Consider the following 16,390-nt stretch of genomic DNA (forward strand, 5'->3'; position numbering starts at 1 on the left):
CGCGGGCGAGATCGCCGAGAGCGTCGCAATCGAGTTCTGCGGCGAGTGGTTCCGCCCCGTCGCGGGAACCACCTACGCGATCGGGCGAGACGCCGACCTCGTCATCGACACGAACCCGTACCTGCACCGACGGCTGCTCGCGATCGACGCCGAGCACGGCCTGTGGTGGCTGTCGAACATCGGCCAGTCGATCTCGGTGAGTCTCGCCACGCCCGACGGTGCCTACCAGGCGGTGCTGGGCCCCGGCGCTCGCGTTCCGCTGGTGTTCCCCGCTCTCGTGGTGATGTTCACGGCGGGCGCCTACACGTACGAGCTGACGGTGCACACCGACGGGTCGCGCTTCACCGTCCGCGACAGCTTCCCCCGCACCGCGGACGAGCACGTCGGCACGACGACCGTCGGTGCGGTCGCGCTGACCTCCAGCCAGCGACTGCTGCTCCTGGCCATGTGCGAGCCGATCCTGCGCGGCGGCATGGTGGGCTCGAGCCAGGTGCCCACGTCGGCAGCCGCGGCGGAGCGACTGGGCTGGCCGCTGACGACGTTCAACCGCAAGCTCGACAACGTCTGCGACAAGCTCGACCGCGAGGGCGTGCGCGGCCTCCGCGGCGGCGTGGGCAAGCTCGCCACCAATCGCCGCGCGCGTCTGGTCGAGCACGCCGTTCTCTCACGCCTCGTGACCGCCGCCGACCTGCCGCTCCTCGACGAGATCCGCGACGAACAAGCCTGAAACGCGCCGCAGCGCCGTACGATGGAGGGCTGTGTCCACGCCCGCCCCTGTGATCTCCTTCCCGCCCGAGCTGCCCGTCAGCGCGGCACGGGACGAGATCGCGCGCGCCATCCGCGATCACCAGGTCGTGATCGTCGCGGGTGCCACCGGCTCGGGCAAGACGACGCAGCTGCCGAAGATCTGCCTCGAGCTCGGGCGCACGAGCATCGCGCACACGCAGCCGCGCCGGATCGCCGCGCGCACGGTCGCCGAGCGCATCGCCGCCGAGATGGAGGTCCCGCTCGGCGGGGCCGTCGGCTACAAGGTCCGCTTCACCGACCAGGTCTCGGCCGAGACTCAGGTCGCGCTGGTCACCGACGGCATCCTGCTGAACGAGATCCACCGCGACCGGATGCTGCGCCGGTACGACACGATCATCATCGACGAGGCGCACGAGCGCTCGCTCAACATCGACTTCCTCCTCGGCTACCTGCGCCGCATCCTCCCCCGCCGCCCCGACCTGAAGGTCATCGTCACCTCGGCGACGATCGACCCCGAGAGCTTCGCCGCGCACTTCGCCGACGCCCAGGGCGCCCCCGCGCCGATCATCGAGGTCTCGGGTCGCACGTACCCTGTCGAGGTGCGGTACCGGCCGCACGACGACTCCGGCGATGACGAGACGGCCACGGACGACGTCGACGGGCTCGTCGCGGCTCTGCGCGAGCTCGACCGCGAAGCCGACGGCGACGTGCTCGTCTTCCTCCCCGGCGAAGCCGAGATCCGCGACGCTATGGACGCCGTGCGCTCGGCATATGCGAAGGATGCCCGCCCGACCGAGGTGCTGCCGCTCTACGGGCGGCTCTCCGCCGCGGAGCAGCACCGCGTCTTCGAGCCCTCGCGGGTCGCGGGGGTGCGGCGCCGGGTCATCCTCGCCACCAACGTCGCCGAGACGAGCCTGACCGTTCCCGGCATCCGCTATGTCGTCGACGCGGGCACGGCACGCATCTCGCGCTACAGCAACCGGTCGAAGATCCAGCGGTTGCCGATCGAGGCCGTGTCGCAGGCATCGGCGCAGCAGCGCGCCGGTCGAGCCGGCCGAACGTCGGCGGGTATCGCCATCCGGCTCTACGCCGAGGATGACTTCACCTCGCGTCCGGAGTTCACCGAGCCGGAGATCCTCCGCACCTCCCTCGCGTCGGTGGTCCTTCAGATGCTCGCGCTCGGATTCGGCGACATCGCGGACTTCCCGTTCCTGACCCCGCCGGACTCCCGCGGCGTGAAGGCCGCCTTCGATCTGCTCGTGGAGCTGCGGGCGGTGCGCCGCGATGAGAAGGGCGCCTGGCGGCTGACGGACACCGGCCGCGAGATCTCGCGTCTGCCGATCGATCCGCGATTCGCGCGCATGCTGGTCGAGGCGCGCGCCCTCGGCGTGACCCGCGACGTCCTCGCGATCGTGGCGGGCATGTCGATCCAGGATGTCCGCGAGCGCCCGGAGGAACGACGCGAGGAAGCCGACCGGCTGCACGCGCGGTTCACCGACCCGACGAGCGACTTCCTGACGCTGCTGAACCTGTGGAACCACCTCCAGGATCAGCAGCGCGAGCTCGGCTCCAGCGCGTTCCGCCGCACCTGCCGGGCGGAGCACCTGAACTACGTACGCGTCCGGGAGTGGTTCGACGTCCACCGCCAGCTCAGCACGCTCGCCCGCGGCGATCGCGACCGCGGAAAGCGCGGACGCGACGAGCCCTCCTCGGACGGAACGGGCGCGGCGCATCCCGACCGCGTCCACCGGGCGGTCCTCGCCGGTCTCCTCTCGCAGATCGGTGTGCTCGACACCCGGAGCACCGCGACCGCCCGCGCCGCGACCGGCCGAAGCGGCGGGGGCAAGCCGACGCGTCCGCGCGCCGAGTACCGCGGCGCGCGCGGCGCGAAGTTCGCGATCTTTCCCGGGTCGGGCTTGCGCAAGGCCTCGCCCGACGCGGTGATGGCCGCCGAGCTCGTCGAGACGTCGCGACTGTATGCGCGCACGGTGGCCGCGATCGATCCCGCCTGGGCCGAGGAGCTCGCCGGAGATCTCGCCCACCGGTCGATGAGCGACCCGCACTGGTCGAAGGATGCCGGGGCCGCCGTCGCCGCCGAGAAGGTCACCCTCTTCGGTGTCGAGATCGTCCCACGCCGCCGCGTGCAGCTCGCCGGACGCGACCGCGAGCTCGCACGCGAACTGTTCCTGCGCCACGCGCTCGTCGAGGGCGACTGGAACTCCGCGCACCTCGACAAGCGCCTGACCGCGTTCGAGCGACGCAACCTCGAACTGCGGCGACGCCTCGAGAAGATCGAGGAGCGCGAGCGGCGCCGCGACATCCTCGTCGGCGACGAGGCGGTCTTCGCCTTCTACGACGCCCGCATCCCGCGCGACGTGTTCGACGTGCGGTCGTTCGAGGCGTGGTGGCGCGATGCCGCAGCACGCACGCCGCGCCTGCTCGACATGACCGAGGGCGACCTGGCCGGGGATGCCGCGGGCAGCGACGAACGCGCCTTCCCCGCGCGCTGGCGACAAGGCGATCAGGTGCTGTCACTCGCCTACCGCTTCGAACCGGGCGCCCCCGATGACGGCGTCAGCGTCGTCGTGCCGCTCGCGCTGCTCGCCTCCCTCCGCCCCGACGGCTTCGACTGGCAGGTGCCGGGGCTGCGCGACGAGCTGATCGCGGGGCTCCTGCGCGCACTCCCCAAGGCGATCCGTCGGCATGTCGTCCCCGCCGCCGACTGGGCATCGCGGTTCGCCGAGGAGCTGGCCGGCGATGGCCCCGAGTCACACGACGGCCTTCCCGCACGCACCCTGCGCGACGCGCTCGCCGCTCGCATCCAGCGCGTCGCGAACCAGCCCGTCACGGCGGCCGACTTCGACCTCGAGCGCGTGCCCGCCCACCTGTCGATGTCGTTCCGCGCTGTCGACGAGCGCGGGCGCCCGCTCGGCTCGTCGCGCGACCTCGCCGAGCTGCAGCAACGGCTCGCCAGCCGCAGCCGCGCCTCCGTCGCGCGTTCGCTCGCGAAGGCCGCCCCGCGTCCTGGAGCCCAGCCCGCCGCAGCGTCACCCGCCGCAGGATCTCCCGCCGGGGCGACGGCCGCGGGGCCGGCGGGCGACCAGCGGTCGGGCATCGCCGAGCAGACCGGCCTGACCGACTGGACTTTCGGCGACCTTCCCGAGCTCGTCGACACGAGGGTCGCCGGCGGCGTCGTGCGCGGATACCCCGCCCTCGTCGACGAGGGAGCCTCCGTCGCCCTGCGCATCGAGGCGACCCCGGAGCGGGCCCGCCGCCTGACCCTCGCGGGCGTCCGGCGGCTCGTCCTGCTGTCCGTCCCGTCTCCGGCGACCTATGTCCTCGATCACCTCACGGCGCCCGAGAAGCTCGCGCTCGCGGCCTCCCCGTACCCGTCGGCCAAGGCGCTCATCGAAGACGCGCGCGTCGCCGTGGCCGATGCCGTCATCGACCGCACCGCGGCATCCGTCCGCACGCCGGCGCAGTTCCAGGCGGTGCGCGACGCCTTCTCGGCGGCTGTCGTCGACGAGCTGTTCCAGACCGTCTCGCTCAGCGCACGCATCCTCACCCTTCAGCGCGACGTCGAGCGGGCGATCCGCAAGGAGAACTCGATGGTCCTGCTCGCCGCTCTCGGCGATGTGAAGCAGCAGCTCGCCGGGCTGGTGTTCCCCGGGTTCCTCTCGCGGACGGGAACCGCCCGTCTCGCGCACCTGCCCCGCTACCTCCAGGGCGCCCTCGATCGCGTGTCGACCCTGAGCGACAATCCCGGACGCGACCGGCAGCGCCTCACGGAGTTCGAGCGCGCCGCGGCGCTCTTCGCCGAGGCGGGCGGGACGATCCCGCCGGCCGACGACGCTCCCGCGAACCTCCGGCATGCCCGATGGCTGCTCGAGGAGTACCGTGTGAGCCTGTTCGCCCAGCGCCTGGGCACCGCCGAGCCGGTATCGATCCAGCGGATCACCAAGACGCTCGCCGGCACGGGCTGATCAGTCGGTAGCGTGGCCCCATGGCCCATGCAGTGACGTATTCCGAGTTCGGCGGACCCGAGGTCCTCACCCTCAGCGAGATCGAGGTGCCCGCGCCGGGCCCCGGTCAGGTGCGGGTGCGCGTGACCGCGGCCGGGGTCAACCCGATCGATCACAAGCTCCGGGCGGGTCTGCGGCCCTCCGCCACGATCTCGAAGCCCCGGCGCGTCGGCAACGACGGCGCCGGCGTCGTCACCGAGGTCGGCGCCGATGTCGACGGTTTTCGCGTCGGCGACGACGTCGTGGTGTTCGGGGCGAGCGGCGTCTACGCGACCGACATCGTCGTCACGCCCGACAAGCTCACGCCTCTCCCCGCCGGCGTCTCCCCCGCCGTCGGCGCGGCGCTCGGCATCCCGGTGGCGACGGCGTACCAGGCGCTGCGGTCCCTCGACGTCGGCCCGGCCGACACCCTGCTGATCCACGGCGGCAGCGGGTCGGTCGGTCAGGCCGCCATCCAGTTCGCCCGGCTCCGCGGAGCGTCCGTCGTCGCCACGGCGAGCGACGCCCGCGCGGACCGCGTCCGCGAGCTCGGCGCGACGCCCGTCGGATACGGCGACGGACTCGCCGACCGCGTCCGGGCTGCCGCGCCGCAGGGCGTGACCGTGGCGCTCGACTGCGCCGGCACCGACGAAGCGCTCGAGGTCTCGCTCGAGCTCGTCGCCGACCGGTCGCGCATCGCGACGATCGTACGCGGAGCGGATGCCGCAGGGCTCGGCATCCGCGCGTTCTCCGGCGGAAGCCCCGAACCGCTCACCGAGCAGCAGGTCGCGTGGCGGGCCGAGGCGATCCCGGTGGTGGCGGCGCTGCTCGCCGCCGGCGCCTTCCGCGTCGAGCTGGGGCCCGAGCTGCCCCTCGCCGAAGCCGCCGAGGCCCACCGTCTCGTCGCGGCCCACACGCCGGGCAAGATCACCCTCGTGCCCTGACCGCCTGACCGCCCGGCGGTGGCTCTGTGGCGCACAGCGAAGCGGCGCCCGCACCGGCGATCCTCGGAAGGATGCCGGCGCGGGCGCCGCTTCGTGTGCGCGCCGGGATCAGTTGCCCGAGCGCCGCTTGTTGTAGACGTCGAAGGCGACCGCGAGCAGCAGCACCAGACCCTTCACGGCCTGCTGCCACTCGATGCCGATGCCCATGATCGACATGCCGTTGTTGAGCACACCGATGATGAGGCCACCGATGATCGCACCGCCGATGGTGCCGACACCACCCTGCACCGCCGCGCCGCCGATGAAGGCCGCCGAGATCGCCTCGAGTTCGAAGCCGTCACCGGCCTTGGGGCCGGCGAGGTTCAGTCGCGCGGTGAAGATGAGTCCGGCGAGAGCGGCGAGCACGCCCATGTTGACGAACAGCCAGAAGTCCGCGCGGCGCGTCTTGATGCCCGAGAGCTCGGCCGCGTGGCGGTTGCCGCCGATCGCGTAGATGTGGCGGCCGAACACCGTGCGGTTCATGACGATGCCGTACACCAGCACCAGCACCGCGAGCACGATCAGGGTGACGGGGATGCCCTTGTATGAGGCGAGCGCCCACGTGAACCATCCGATGACGACGGCGATGAGGGCGAGCTTCGCGACGAACCAGACCAGCGGCTCGACGTCCTGCGAGTACTTCTGGCGTCCGGCGCGGGTGCGCCACTGCTGCACGATCAGGGCGACGATACCGAGCGCGCCGATGACGAGAGTGAACAGGTCGGGATCGGATTCACCGAAGATGCCCGCCAGGAAGCCGTTGCCGAGCGCTCGGTACTCGGTGGGGAACGAACCGATGTTCGCGTTGCCCAGCACGACGAGTGCGAGACCTCGGAAGATGAGCATGCCCGCCAATGTCACGATGAACGCGGGTATGCCGACGTAGGCGACCCAGAAGCCCTGCCAGGCCCCCACGAGCGCGCCGATCAGGAGCGACAGGACGATGGCGAGCCACCACGGCATGCCCATCTTGACCGCGAACACACCGGAGACGGCACCGATGAACGCGGCGACGGATCCGACGGAGAGGTCGATGTGGCCGGCGATGATGATCATCACCATGCCGATGGCCAGCACCAGGATGTAGCCGTTCTGCACCACCAGGTTCGACAGGTTCTGCGGGCGCAGCAGGATGCCGTTGGTGAGGATGGCGAAGAGGGCGACCACCGCGATCAGCGCGATGAAGATGCCGTTCTTGCCGAGGTCGGCGAGGATGTGTCCGAGCCACCGCGTGAAGCGGTTCTCGTTCGGGTTGATCCCGCCGCCGGCGGCGGTCTCGGGAGCGTTCAGGTTCTGAGACATTCGAGGATCTCCTGCGGCCCCGCTCAGCGGGGCTTCTCCATGGTCATGAGTTTGAGGACCGACTCGGGGGTCGCGTCGGCGATGGGCAGCTCACCGGTGATGCGCCCCTCGGAGAGGGCGTACACGCGGTCGGAGATGCCGAGCAGCTCGGGCAGCTCGGACGAGATCACGATGATCCCCTTCCCCGCTGCGGCGAGCTTGTTGATGATCGTGTAGATCTCGTACTTCGCCCCCACGTCGATGCCGCGGGTGGGCTCGTCGAGGATGAGCACCTCGGGATCGGAGTAGATCCACTTCGACAGCACGACCTTCTGCTGGTTGCCGCCGGAGAGCTTGCCGGTCTTGGCCAGGACGGTCGGCGCCTTGATGTTCATGCTCTTGCGGTACTGGTTGGCGACCGAGAACTCCTCGTTGTCGTCGACCAGACCGGCCTTCTCGAGCTTCTTCAGCGACGCCATCGAGATGTTGCGCTTGATGTCCTCGATGAGGTTCAGGCCGTACGTCTTGCGATCCTCGGTGGCGTACGCGAGCCCGTTGGCGATGGCCTCGGAGACGGTGCGCGTGCGGATCTCCTTGCCGCGCATGAACACCTTGCCCGAGATGCGGGTGCCGTAGCTGTGACCGAACAGGCTCATCGCGAACTCGGTGCGCCCGGCGCCCATGAGCCCGGCGATGCCGACGATCTCGCCCGCACGGACGGTCACCGACACGTCGTCGACGACGACGCGGGTCGGGTCCTGCGGGTGGTGCGCGGTCCAGTTCTCGACCCGCAGCAGCTCGTCGCCGATCTGAGGCTCGTGGTCGGGGTAGCGGTGCTCGAGGTCGCGGCCCACCATGTCTTTGATGATGCGGTCCTCGGTGACGTCGTTCTTCGAGATCGTCTCGATGGTCTTGCCGTCGCGGATGACGGTGACGGTGTCGGCGACCTTCTTGATCTCGTTCAGCTTGTGGCTGATGATGATCGACGTGATGCCCTGCTCGCGCAGGCTCAGGATCAGGTCGAGCAGGTGGTCGGAGTCCTCGTCGTTGAGCGCGGCGGTCGGCTCGTCGAGGATGAGGAGCTTGACCTCCTTCGACAGGGCCTTCGCGATCTCGACCAGCTGCTGCTTGCCGACACCGATCTGGTTGACCTTCGTCGTCGGGTTCTCCTTGAGCCCGACGCGACGCAGCAGCTCGGCGGCGGCGAAGTTGGTCTTGTTCCAGTCGATGAGGCCGCCGACGCCCTTCCGTTCGTTGTTGAGGAAGATGTTCTCGGCGATCGAGAGGTACGGACTGAGCGCCAGCTCCTGGTGGATGATGACGATGCCGCGCGCCTCGCTGTCGCGCAGATTCTTGAACTCGACGGTGTCGCCCGCGTAGACGATCTCGCCGTCGTAGGTGCCGTGAGGGTAGACCCCCGACAACACCTTCATGAGGGTCGACTTCCCCGCGCCGTTCTCACCGCAGATCGCATGGATCTCGCCGCGCTGGACGGCGAGATTGACATTCGAGAGCGCCTTGACGCCGGGGAAGGTCTTGGTGATCCCGCGCATCTCGAGGATGGTTTCGCTCACGTCTCCGACTTCCTTGTGGGGTGGATGGTTTCTCGGGTGCGGCGGCGGGAGCGGGGAAGCTCCCGCCGCCGTTCCGAGGATGGGCGGATGCCGCGGCTCAGAGACCGAGCTCTTCGGCGGTCCAGTAACCGGTCTCGACGAGAGCGGACTCGACGTTGTCCTTCACGACGGGGACCGGGGCCAGCAGGAACGAGGGGACCACCTTGACGTCGTTGTCGTACGTCTCGGTGTCGTTGACCTCGGGCTCCTCGCCCTTCAGGGCAGCGGCGGCCATGTCGGCAGCGACCTTGGCGAGCTCGCGGGTGTCCTTGAAGATGGTGGCGTACTGCTCACCGGCGAGGATCGCCTTGACCGAGTCGACCTCGGCGTCCTGGCCCGAGATGATGGGCCACTCGGCGCCGAGCGAGTATCCCGCGCCCTCGAGCGCGGAGATGATGCCGCGCGAGATGCCGTCGTAGGGCGAGAGGACCGCGTCGACCTGCGTGCCGTCGGAGTAGTTGGCCGTGAGGATGTCCTCCATGCGGCTCTGAGCGGTCTCGCCGTCCCAGCGCAGCGTCGCGGCCTGCTCGATGTCGGTCTGGCCCGACTTCACCACGAGCGTGCCGTCGTCGATGAGGGGCTCGAGGACCTCCATCGCGCCGTCCCAGAAGAAGAACGCGTTGTTGTCGTCGAGCGAGCCGGCGAACAGCTCGATGTTGAAGGGGCCCGCGGGGGCGCCGTCGAGCGGGTTGCCCTCGAGGTCGGTCAGACCGAGTCCGTTCAGGACGGTCCATGCCTGCTGACGGCCGACGAGCGCGTTGTCGAACGTGGCGTAGTAGTCGACGTTCTCGGTGCCCTTGATGAGTCGGTCGTAGGCGATGACGGGGATGTCGGCGTCCGCGGCGTTCTGCAGCGCCTCGGTCAGCGTCGTGCCGTCGATCGAGGCCACGATGAGCGCCTCGGCGCCCTTGGTGATCATATTCTCGATCTGCGAGACCTGGGTGGGGATGTCGTCCTCGGCGTACTGGAGGTCGACCTGGTAGCCCTGGTCCTCCAGTGCCTTCTTGACGGCGTCGCCGTCCTGGATCCAGCGCTCCGAGCTCTTGGTGGGCATCGCGACGCCGATGAGGCCGCCGTCGCCGCCGCCCTCACCGCCGCCGGCGCCGCCGCCGGTGTTGGAGCAGGCCGAGAGCGCCAGGGCGCCGACGGCGAGCGTCGCTGCTGCGAACAGGAACTTCTTGTTCACTGTGTGTCCTTTCCAGTGACTTCACTGTCTTGCGGGAAATGGTGACCGCGCCCCGGTGCGGGGCTACCGGCGGTCGTCGGTGGTCTGTCCGTAAACGTTCTGATACCGGTCGTACAACGCATCGATCGCGTCCTGCGGGATCGGGAGCAGCTCCCCCGCCTGCCGGGCGATGTGGACCGTGCGAGCCACGTCCTCCACCATCACCGCAGCCTTGACCGCATCCTTCGCACTCGACCCGATCGTGAACGGCCCATGGTTCTGCATCAGCACCGCCCGAGAACGATGCCCCCGAAGCGTCTGCACGATCCCCCGGCCGATCGAGTCATCACCGATGATCGCGAACGGCCCCACCGGAATCGGACCCCCGAACTCATCGGCCATCGCCGTGATCACACACGGGATCTCCTCACCCCGCGCCGCCCACGCCACCGCGTACGTCGAATGCGTGTGCACCACACCACCTACCTCGGGCATGTTCCGATACACATACGCATGAGCGGCCGTGTCACTCGACGGCGACCGATCACTGCCCGGCGTCCCCGGCACCACATTGCCGTCCAGATCGCACACGATCATGTTCTCCGGAGCCAACTCGTCATACGACACCCCCGACGGCTTGATCACGAACAGATCAGCCCCCGGAACCCGACCCGACACGTTGCCGCCGGTCCACACGACCAGCCCGTAACGCACCAGCTCGGCGTGCAGCGACGCCACCTCGGCCCGAACCCGCGCCACCGCGACTTCGACCTTGACGCCATCGACATACTCGCTGCTGATCGCTGCGTTGCGTGCCACTCGAGTGCTCCTTCGCCCGCCACCTTCGGCGGGCCTCGATCGTGTGACGATCAATGTGACCGTTCACATTGCGACACTATAGCCACGGTCGGATCGGGGGTGTCAACTCCCGGCGTGTCTCGGATCGATAACGACGGCTCAGCGGCGCGCGCCGGTCGAGGACCGCACGACCAGCTCGGGCACGAGCACGGCCGGGTCCACCTCGCCCGATCCCTGGCCGAGCAGCAGGTCCACGCAGCGACGCCCCAGCTCGGCGAAGTCCTGGCGCACGGTCGACAGCGGCGGCCAGAAGTGCGCCGCCTCGGGAATGTCGTCGAATCCGATGATGCTGATGTCGCGGGGGCAGTCCAGCCCCTCATCGCGAATCGCGTGCAGAAGCCCGAGCGCCATCTGGTCGTTCGACGAGAAGATCGCGGTGAAGTCCCGGACGCGCAGCAGCTCACGACCGGCGTAGTACCCGAACTCCGCAGTCCAGTCCCCCAGCACGGGCGCCGTCGTCGGGATGTCCGAGTCGCTCATCTCCTCGAGGAATCCGCGCATCCGCGCCTCGGCCTCGATCCAGTCCTGCGGGCCGGCGATGTGGTAGATCGACCGGTGGCCGAGCTCGATGAGATGGCGCGTGGCCAGCCGGGCGCCGGCGATCTGGTCGACCGACAGCGCGTGGCCCGGGTCCACCTCGGTCGACTGCAGGGTCACGTACGGAATGCCGATCGGCTGGGCGGCGAGAGCACGGAACACGCGCACTTGCGGCGCGATCACGACGAGCCCCTCGACCGCCTGCGCCACCAGGTGGGCGAGCCCCGCCTGGATCGAACTCGGATCCCGGGCGTCGACGTTGGCGGTCGAGACCCAGTAACCGCGCTCGCGCGCAGCCGACTCGATGGCCGCGATGGAGGATGCGGGGCCGTACTGCGTCGCGGACGAGGTCAGCACGCCGATGGTGTGCGACCTGCTCGTCACGAGTGCGCGGGCGGCACGATTGGGGCTGTAGTCGAGCTCGGCCATCACGGCGAGCACGCGCTCTTTGGTCTCGGGGCGGATGCTCGGATGGTTGTTCAGGACGCGCGACACCGTCTGGTGCGATACGCCGGCCAGCCGCGCGACATCGCGAATGCTCGGGCGACGGCCCGCAGCGTCTTCGCTCATGCTTCCTCCGGCCCGATGCGCACGTTCACATCGGCTCGAGCCCATTATGCACCGGCAAGTTTCGAAAACACGCGCCGGGGGAATGTGACAGTCACACGGGAGGGAGCCGCGCGCGTGTGACGGCGGTCCCCGTCGTCACACCGTCGACTCGCGAGGCCGAACCTTCGCCGTCACCGTATGCTGACCGCATGTCCGACGTGGCGCGCTTCCTGCCCCTGAGTCACCGTTCCCCGGACGACGTGACAACGCCCGACCGGCGCGCTCAGATCGCCGCGCTCCTCGCTCTCGCCGCTCCGGTGTTCGACGCCGCCTCCAGCGACCGCCGACGCGCCTTCCTCGACGAGGCGGGGCTGTCGCGCGACATCGACGGCGGCGCGGCCCTCGGTGAGGTCGCCGACGAGATCGCGCAGGGGCGACGCCGCAGCATCCGCGAACTGACCGCGGTCACCCGCGCCTACCTCGGCTTGCCGGGCGACCGACCGCCGCTCCCCTTCGACATCGCCGGCGCGGTCGCGCTCGCGGCCGGGGCGAGAGCGCCGTTCGCGCGACGCGCGGCGATCGCGGGGCACACCGTCCGCGCGACCGATGCGGGCTGGACGTTCGGACGCGGTCCCGAGATCTCGGCGAGCGCCGACGACATCGTGGCGTTCCTCACGGGCGTGTCCGATACCCCGCCGCGGCGGACGCGGATCAGCTGAGACGCAGCAGGTCGCGGTAGAAGCCGATCCCCCGCAGCCACACGTCGACCCTGATGCGCTCGTCGTGCGCGTGGAGGGCTTCGCGCTCGGATGCGGTGAGCCGGAAGGGCGCGAAGCGGTAGACGTTCTCGCAGATCGCTGTGAACCATCTGCTGTCGCTCGCACCGAGCTGCAGGTACGGCGTCGGGACGACATCGGTACCGAGAGCCGAGCCGACTGCCGTCGCGATCCGGCGCCACCCCTCACCGCGCCAGGGCGACACGGGTGAGGGATCCGAGCCGTGGCGGACGTCGATCTCGATCAGCGGGTCGGCTATCGCTCGGCGTGCTCGCTCGGTCGCCTCGGTGACGGAATCGCCCGTGAGCAGACGGATGTTGACCGCCGCGCGAGCCGTCGTCGCGAGGACGTTCTCGCCGTCCGCGCCGCTGAGCTCCGTCACGACGGCGGTCGTCCGCACGAGCGCGTTCGTCTCGGCGCCGAAGCGGGGCAGCACCCGCGCGAGCAGCCCGCCGGTGACCGCGAGGTTCAGGAAGACGGAGCGGAAGGGCTCACGGGCGAACGGTGCGAGGGTGCGGAACATCGCCCGAACGGGCGGCACGAGCCGCACCGGAGCGGGATGCCGCTGCAGCCGATCGATCGCGCGCGCGAGTCTCGCAGTGGCGGGAAGAGGCGGCGGCGTGGATGCGTGGCCCCCCGCTTCTCGGGCCGTGAGGCCCAGGGTCATCACCCCGCGCTCGGCGACGCCGATCATCGCGGTCTCGCTGTCGACGCCCGGCACAGCGCCCGAGACGACCGCACCTCCCTCGTCGAGCACGAGGGCCGGCCGGACGCCTCGCTCGCGCAGAAGGTCGACGATCCCGGGGGCGCCGAGCCCGGCGACCTCCTCGTCGTGACCGAACGCGAGGTACACGTCGCGGGCCGGCCGCCACCCTTCGCCGACGAGGGCCTCGACGGCTTCGAGGATCGCGACGAGCGACCCCTTGTCGTCGATCGCTCCACGCGCGTGGATCGTCGCCTCCTCCCCCTCGCCGGTCAGGACGGCATCGAAGGGCGGATGCGTCCATTCGTCGGGCACGACGGGGACGACGTCGTAGTGCGCCATGAGCACGAGCGGTGCATCGGGCGCGTGGCCGCGCCAGCGGTAGAGCATGGCGTGGTCGCCCACGAGCTCGCCCTCGAGCTCGGCATGAAGGAGCGGGTAGAGCCGGCGGAGCGTGTCGCGGAAGCGGGCGAACGGGGCCGCGTCGGACGCAGCCGGGTCGGTGTGCGAGACGGTCGGGATCCGCAGCAGCTCGCGGAAGCGTTCGACGGCGGCGGTGTCCACCCTGCGAGCCTACGCCGCGCGCGTGGTCGCACCCCTGGCTAGGCTCGCGGTATGACGAATCAGATGACGTCCGGCGCCTCGCACGCCGGCCTGCGGTGGGGCATCCTGGCGACCGGCGGGATCGCCCACGCATTCACCCGCGACCTGCAGACGGCGGGCCGCGAGGTCGTGGCGGTCGGTTCGCGGACGCAGGAGTCCGCCGACCGCTTCGCAGCCGAGTACGGCATCCCTCATGCCCACGCCTCGTACGAGCAGCTCGCGACCGATCCCGAGGTCGACATCATCTACATCGCCACGCCCCACCCCGGGCACCGCGATGCCGCCGCGCTGGCGATCCAGCACGGCAAGCATGTCCTGGTCGAGAAGCCGTTCACGCTCAACCGCGACGAGGCCGTCGCGCTGCGCGACCTCGCGGCCGACGCGGGCGTCCTCGTCATGGAGGCGATGTGGACCCGGTACCTCCCGCACATGGTGCGGCTGCGCGAGATCGTGGCCGCCGGGACCCTGGGAGAGATCCGCACGGTGTTCGCCGACCACACGCAGCGGATCTCGGACGATCCCGCCCACCGGCTCAACGACCTGTCGCTCGGCGGCGGGGCGCTGCTCGACCTCGGCATCTACCCGGTGTCGTTCGTGTGCGACCTGCTGGGACTGCCGACGCAGACCCGCGCGGTGGCCCGGCTGATGGAGACCGGCGCCGATGCCGAGGTCGCCACGGTCATGACGCATCCCTCGGGCGCGATTTCGACCACGGTGTCGTCCTCGCGCGGCGCGGGGCCCAACACGGCCCACATCGTCGGAACCGAGGCCCGCATCGAGATCTCGGGCGTCTGGTACGCCGCCACCGACTTCCGGGTCCTCTCGCATGACGGCACCGTCCTCGAGGAGTACCGGTCCGAGATCCAGGGCCGCGGCATGCAGTTCCAGGCGCTCGAGGCCGAGGCGCTCATCGCCGCCGGGCGGACCGACGGCGACATCCTGCCGATCGCCGAGACCGTCGCGATCATGGGTGTCCTCGACGACATCCGCGCTCAGATCGGCGTGCGCTACCCGCAGGAGAGCTGAGCGCCCTCACGCCGCGAAGGGCACCACCCCGACGAGCACGGCGACGGCGAGCATGACGAGCGAGACGATCGACGCGCGCCACAGCACCTTCTTGTGGTGGTCGCCGAGGTTGACGTTCGCGAGCGACACCAGCAGCAGGATCGCGGGAACGAGCGGGCTCTGCAGATGGACCGGCTGCCCCGTGATGGATGCGCGCGCCATCTCGACCGGCTCGATGCCGTAGGTCGCGGCGCTCTCGGCGAGGATCGGGAGGATGCCGAAGTAGAAGGCGTCGTTCGACATGAAGAACGTGAACGGGATCGACAGGACGCCCGTGATCACCGCGAGGTGCGGTCCGAGCTGCGACGGGATCACCTCGGTGACCCACGAGGCCATCGCCGCCACCATCCCGGTGCCGTTCAACACACCCACGAGCACGCCTGCGGCGAGCACCATCGAGACGACCCCGACGATCGACGGCGCGTGGGCGACGATCTCATCGGCCTGCTGCTTGAGCTTCGGGAAGTTGATGACGAGCGCGAGTGCCGCGCCGACCATGAACACGTAGGCGAGCGGGAACAGGTCGAGGACGAGCAGCACCATCACCGCGAGCGTGAGGGCGAGGTTCACCCACACCAGGCGGGGGCGCAGCGTCGCGCGGTTCGGGTCGAGCATGGTGTCGGCCATCGCGGTGTCGCGCTCCTCGACCCACTGCGCCGCCGGCACGGGCTTGCGCCCGCGCACGGTCACGACGTTGCCGGTGCGCAGCGTCGCGAGAGCACCCGGGCGGGGATCGGCGCCGCGGAAGAGCTTGGGGCCGCCGAGCACGCCGTCTCCCCCGCCGAGACGGGACGTGTCGATGCTGCCGGCGAGCCGTCGACGCTCGGACAGCCCGAGGAACCAGGCGAAGGTCAGCGAGACGACGATGCCGGCCGCGAGCGATGGCAGCATCGGCACGAACACGTCGGTCGGCTGCAGACCGAGCGCCGACGCGGCGCGCACGGTCGGACCGCCCCACGGAACGATGTTCATCGTGCCGTTCATCAGGCCCGCGACGCAGGTGAGCACGACCGGGCTCATGCCCAGGCGCAGATAGATCGGCAGCATCGCCGAGGTCGTGATGATGAAGGTCGTCGAGCCGTCGCCGTCGAGCGAGACGACCGCTGCGAGCACGGCGGTGCCGAGCACGACCTTCGCGGGGTCGTCCTTCAGCACGCGCGTGATCACCCGGATGAGCGGGTCGAACAGGCCCACGTCGATCATGATGCCGAAGTACATGATGGCGAACATGAGCAGTGCCGCCGTCGGCGCCATGCTCGTGATGGCGTCGATGATCATGTCGCCGAGGCCCAGGCCGGCACCGGCGAACAGGCCGAACGCCGTCGGCACGAGGATGAGGGCGACCATCGGCGTGAGCCGGCGGGTCATGATGAGCGCCATGAAGGTGAGCACCATCGTGAACCCGAGTGCGACGAGAACGCCCTCGGGCGGGATGAAGGCGAGGTCGTAGCCCTCGTCTGCGGCAGCAGCAGCAGTGAGGATGGCGGGGTGGGTCATGTCGACTCCTTC

At 70.1% G+C, this 16,390-nt stretch carries 12 protein-coding genes; 5 read left to right on the plus strand and 7 right to left on the minus strand.

Features of this window, described 5'->3' with window-relative positions:
- The first annotated feature begins 10 nt into the window (after positions 1 to 10).
- The 3 genes from C1N74_RS09650 to C1N74_RS09660 are packed head-to-tail and all read left to right on the plus strand — an operon-like array spanning position 11 to position 5,692.
- Positions 11 to 727: a hypothetical protein gene (locus C1N74_RS09650; protein ID WP_036304804.1), complete on the plus strand. Its 717-nt coding sequence runs from the start codon at positions 11 to 13 to the stop codon at positions 725 to 727.
- A 31-nt stretch (positions 728 to 758) separates the two neighbouring features.
- On the plus strand, positions 759 to 4,730 hold the full coding sequence (gene hrpA / locus C1N74_RS09655) for an ATP-dependent RNA helicase HrpA (protein WP_137750424.1): 3,972 nt from the start codon (positions 759 to 761) through the stop codon (positions 4,728 to 4,730).
- Positions 4,731 to 4,750: 20 nt separating this feature from the next.
- The gene (locus C1N74_RS09660; protein ID WP_088381065.1) at positions 4,751 to 5,692 is read left to right on the plus strand and encodes an NADP-dependent oxidoreductase; all 942 of its coding nucleotides are present in this window, start codon (positions 4,751 to 4,753) and stop codon (positions 5,690 to 5,692) included.
- 108 nt (positions 5,693 to 5,800) lie between these two features.
- On the opposite strand, the gene mmsB is transcribed toward C1N74_RS09660, so the two are convergent.
- The 5 genes from mmsB to C1N74_RS09685 all read right to left on the minus strand — a co-directional run bounded on the left by mmsB (position 5,801) and on the right by C1N74_RS09685 (position 11,755).
- Entirely contained in the window at positions 5,801 to 7,033 is a 1,233-nt protein-coding gene (mmsB, locus tag C1N74_RS09665; protein WP_023950246.1) for a multiple monosaccharide ABC transporter permease, read from the minus strand.
- Between the two features lie 23 nt (positions 7,034 to 7,056).
- Positions 7,057 to 8,586 carry a multiple monosaccharide ABC transporter ATP-binding protein gene (mmsA, locus tag C1N74_RS09670; RefSeq protein WP_023950245.1) on the minus strand — a complete coding sequence of 510 codons (1,530 nt, stop codon included), beginning with the start codon at positions 8,584 to 8,586 and terminating at the stop codon, positions 7,057 to 7,059.
- A gap of 97 nt (positions 8,587 to 8,683) precedes the next feature.
- Positions 8,684 to 9,811 carry a multiple monosaccharide ABC transporter substrate-binding protein gene (gene chvE / locus C1N74_RS09675; RefSeq protein WP_064955581.1) on the minus strand — a complete coding sequence of 376 codons (1,128 nt, stop codon included), beginning with the start codon at positions 9,809 to 9,811 and terminating at the stop codon, positions 8,684 to 8,686.
- 63 nt (positions 9,812 to 9,874) lie between these two features.
- On the minus strand, positions 9,875 to 10,591 hold the full coding sequence (locus tag C1N74_RS09680) for an L-ribulose-5-phosphate 4-epimerase (protein ID WP_071919348.1): 717 nt from the start codon (positions 10,589 to 10,591) through the stop codon (positions 9,875 to 9,877).
- 156 nt (positions 10,592 to 10,747) lie between these two features.
- On the minus strand, positions 10,748 to 11,755 hold the full coding sequence (locus C1N74_RS09685) for a LacI family DNA-binding transcriptional regulator (protein WP_023950239.1): 1,008 nt from the start codon (positions 11,753 to 11,755) through the stop codon (positions 10,748 to 10,750).
- A 188-nt stretch (positions 11,756 to 11,943) separates the two neighbouring features.
- Between C1N74_RS09685 and C1N74_RS09690 the strand changes: the two genes are divergently transcribed.
- Positions 11,944 to 12,453 (plus strand): hypothetical protein, encoded by a 510-nt coding sequence (locus C1N74_RS09690; RefSeq protein WP_137750425.1) that lies wholly within the window; start codon positions 11,944 to 11,946, stop codon positions 12,451 to 12,453.
- Here the strand turns inward: C1N74_RS09690 and C1N74_RS09695 are convergent.
- On the minus strand, positions 12,446 to 13,777 hold the full coding sequence (locus tag C1N74_RS09695) for a M20/M25/M40 family metallo-hydrolase (protein WP_137750426.1): 1,332 nt from the start codon (positions 13,775 to 13,777) through the stop codon (positions 12,446 to 12,448). The two genes, C1N74_RS09690 and C1N74_RS09695, sit on opposite strands and share 8 nt — an antisense overlap.
- A 51-nt stretch (positions 13,778 to 13,828) precedes the next feature.
- Between C1N74_RS09695 and C1N74_RS09700 the strand changes: the two genes are divergently transcribed.
- Positions 13,829 to 14,842: a Gfo/Idh/MocA family protein gene (locus C1N74_RS09700; RefSeq protein WP_064955584.1), complete on the plus strand. Its 1,014-nt coding sequence runs from the start codon at positions 13,829 to 13,831 to the stop codon at positions 14,840 to 14,842.
- Positions 14,843 to 14,848: 6 nt separating this feature from the next.
- On the opposite strand, the gene C1N74_RS09705 is transcribed toward C1N74_RS09700, so the two are convergent.
- Complete coding sequence (locus C1N74_RS09705) at positions 14,849 to 16,378, minus strand: CitMHS family transporter (RefSeq protein ID WP_137750427.1); 1,530 nt, start codon at positions 16,376 to 16,378, stop codon at positions 14,849 to 14,851.
- Between the last annotated feature and the right edge of the window lie 12 nt (positions 16,379 to 16,390).

The organism is Microbacterium sp. SGAir0570 (genome assembly GCF_005491085.2).
Lineage (GTDB): Bacteria > Actinomycetota > Actinomycetes > Actinomycetales > Microbacteriaceae > Microbacterium > Microbacterium arborescens.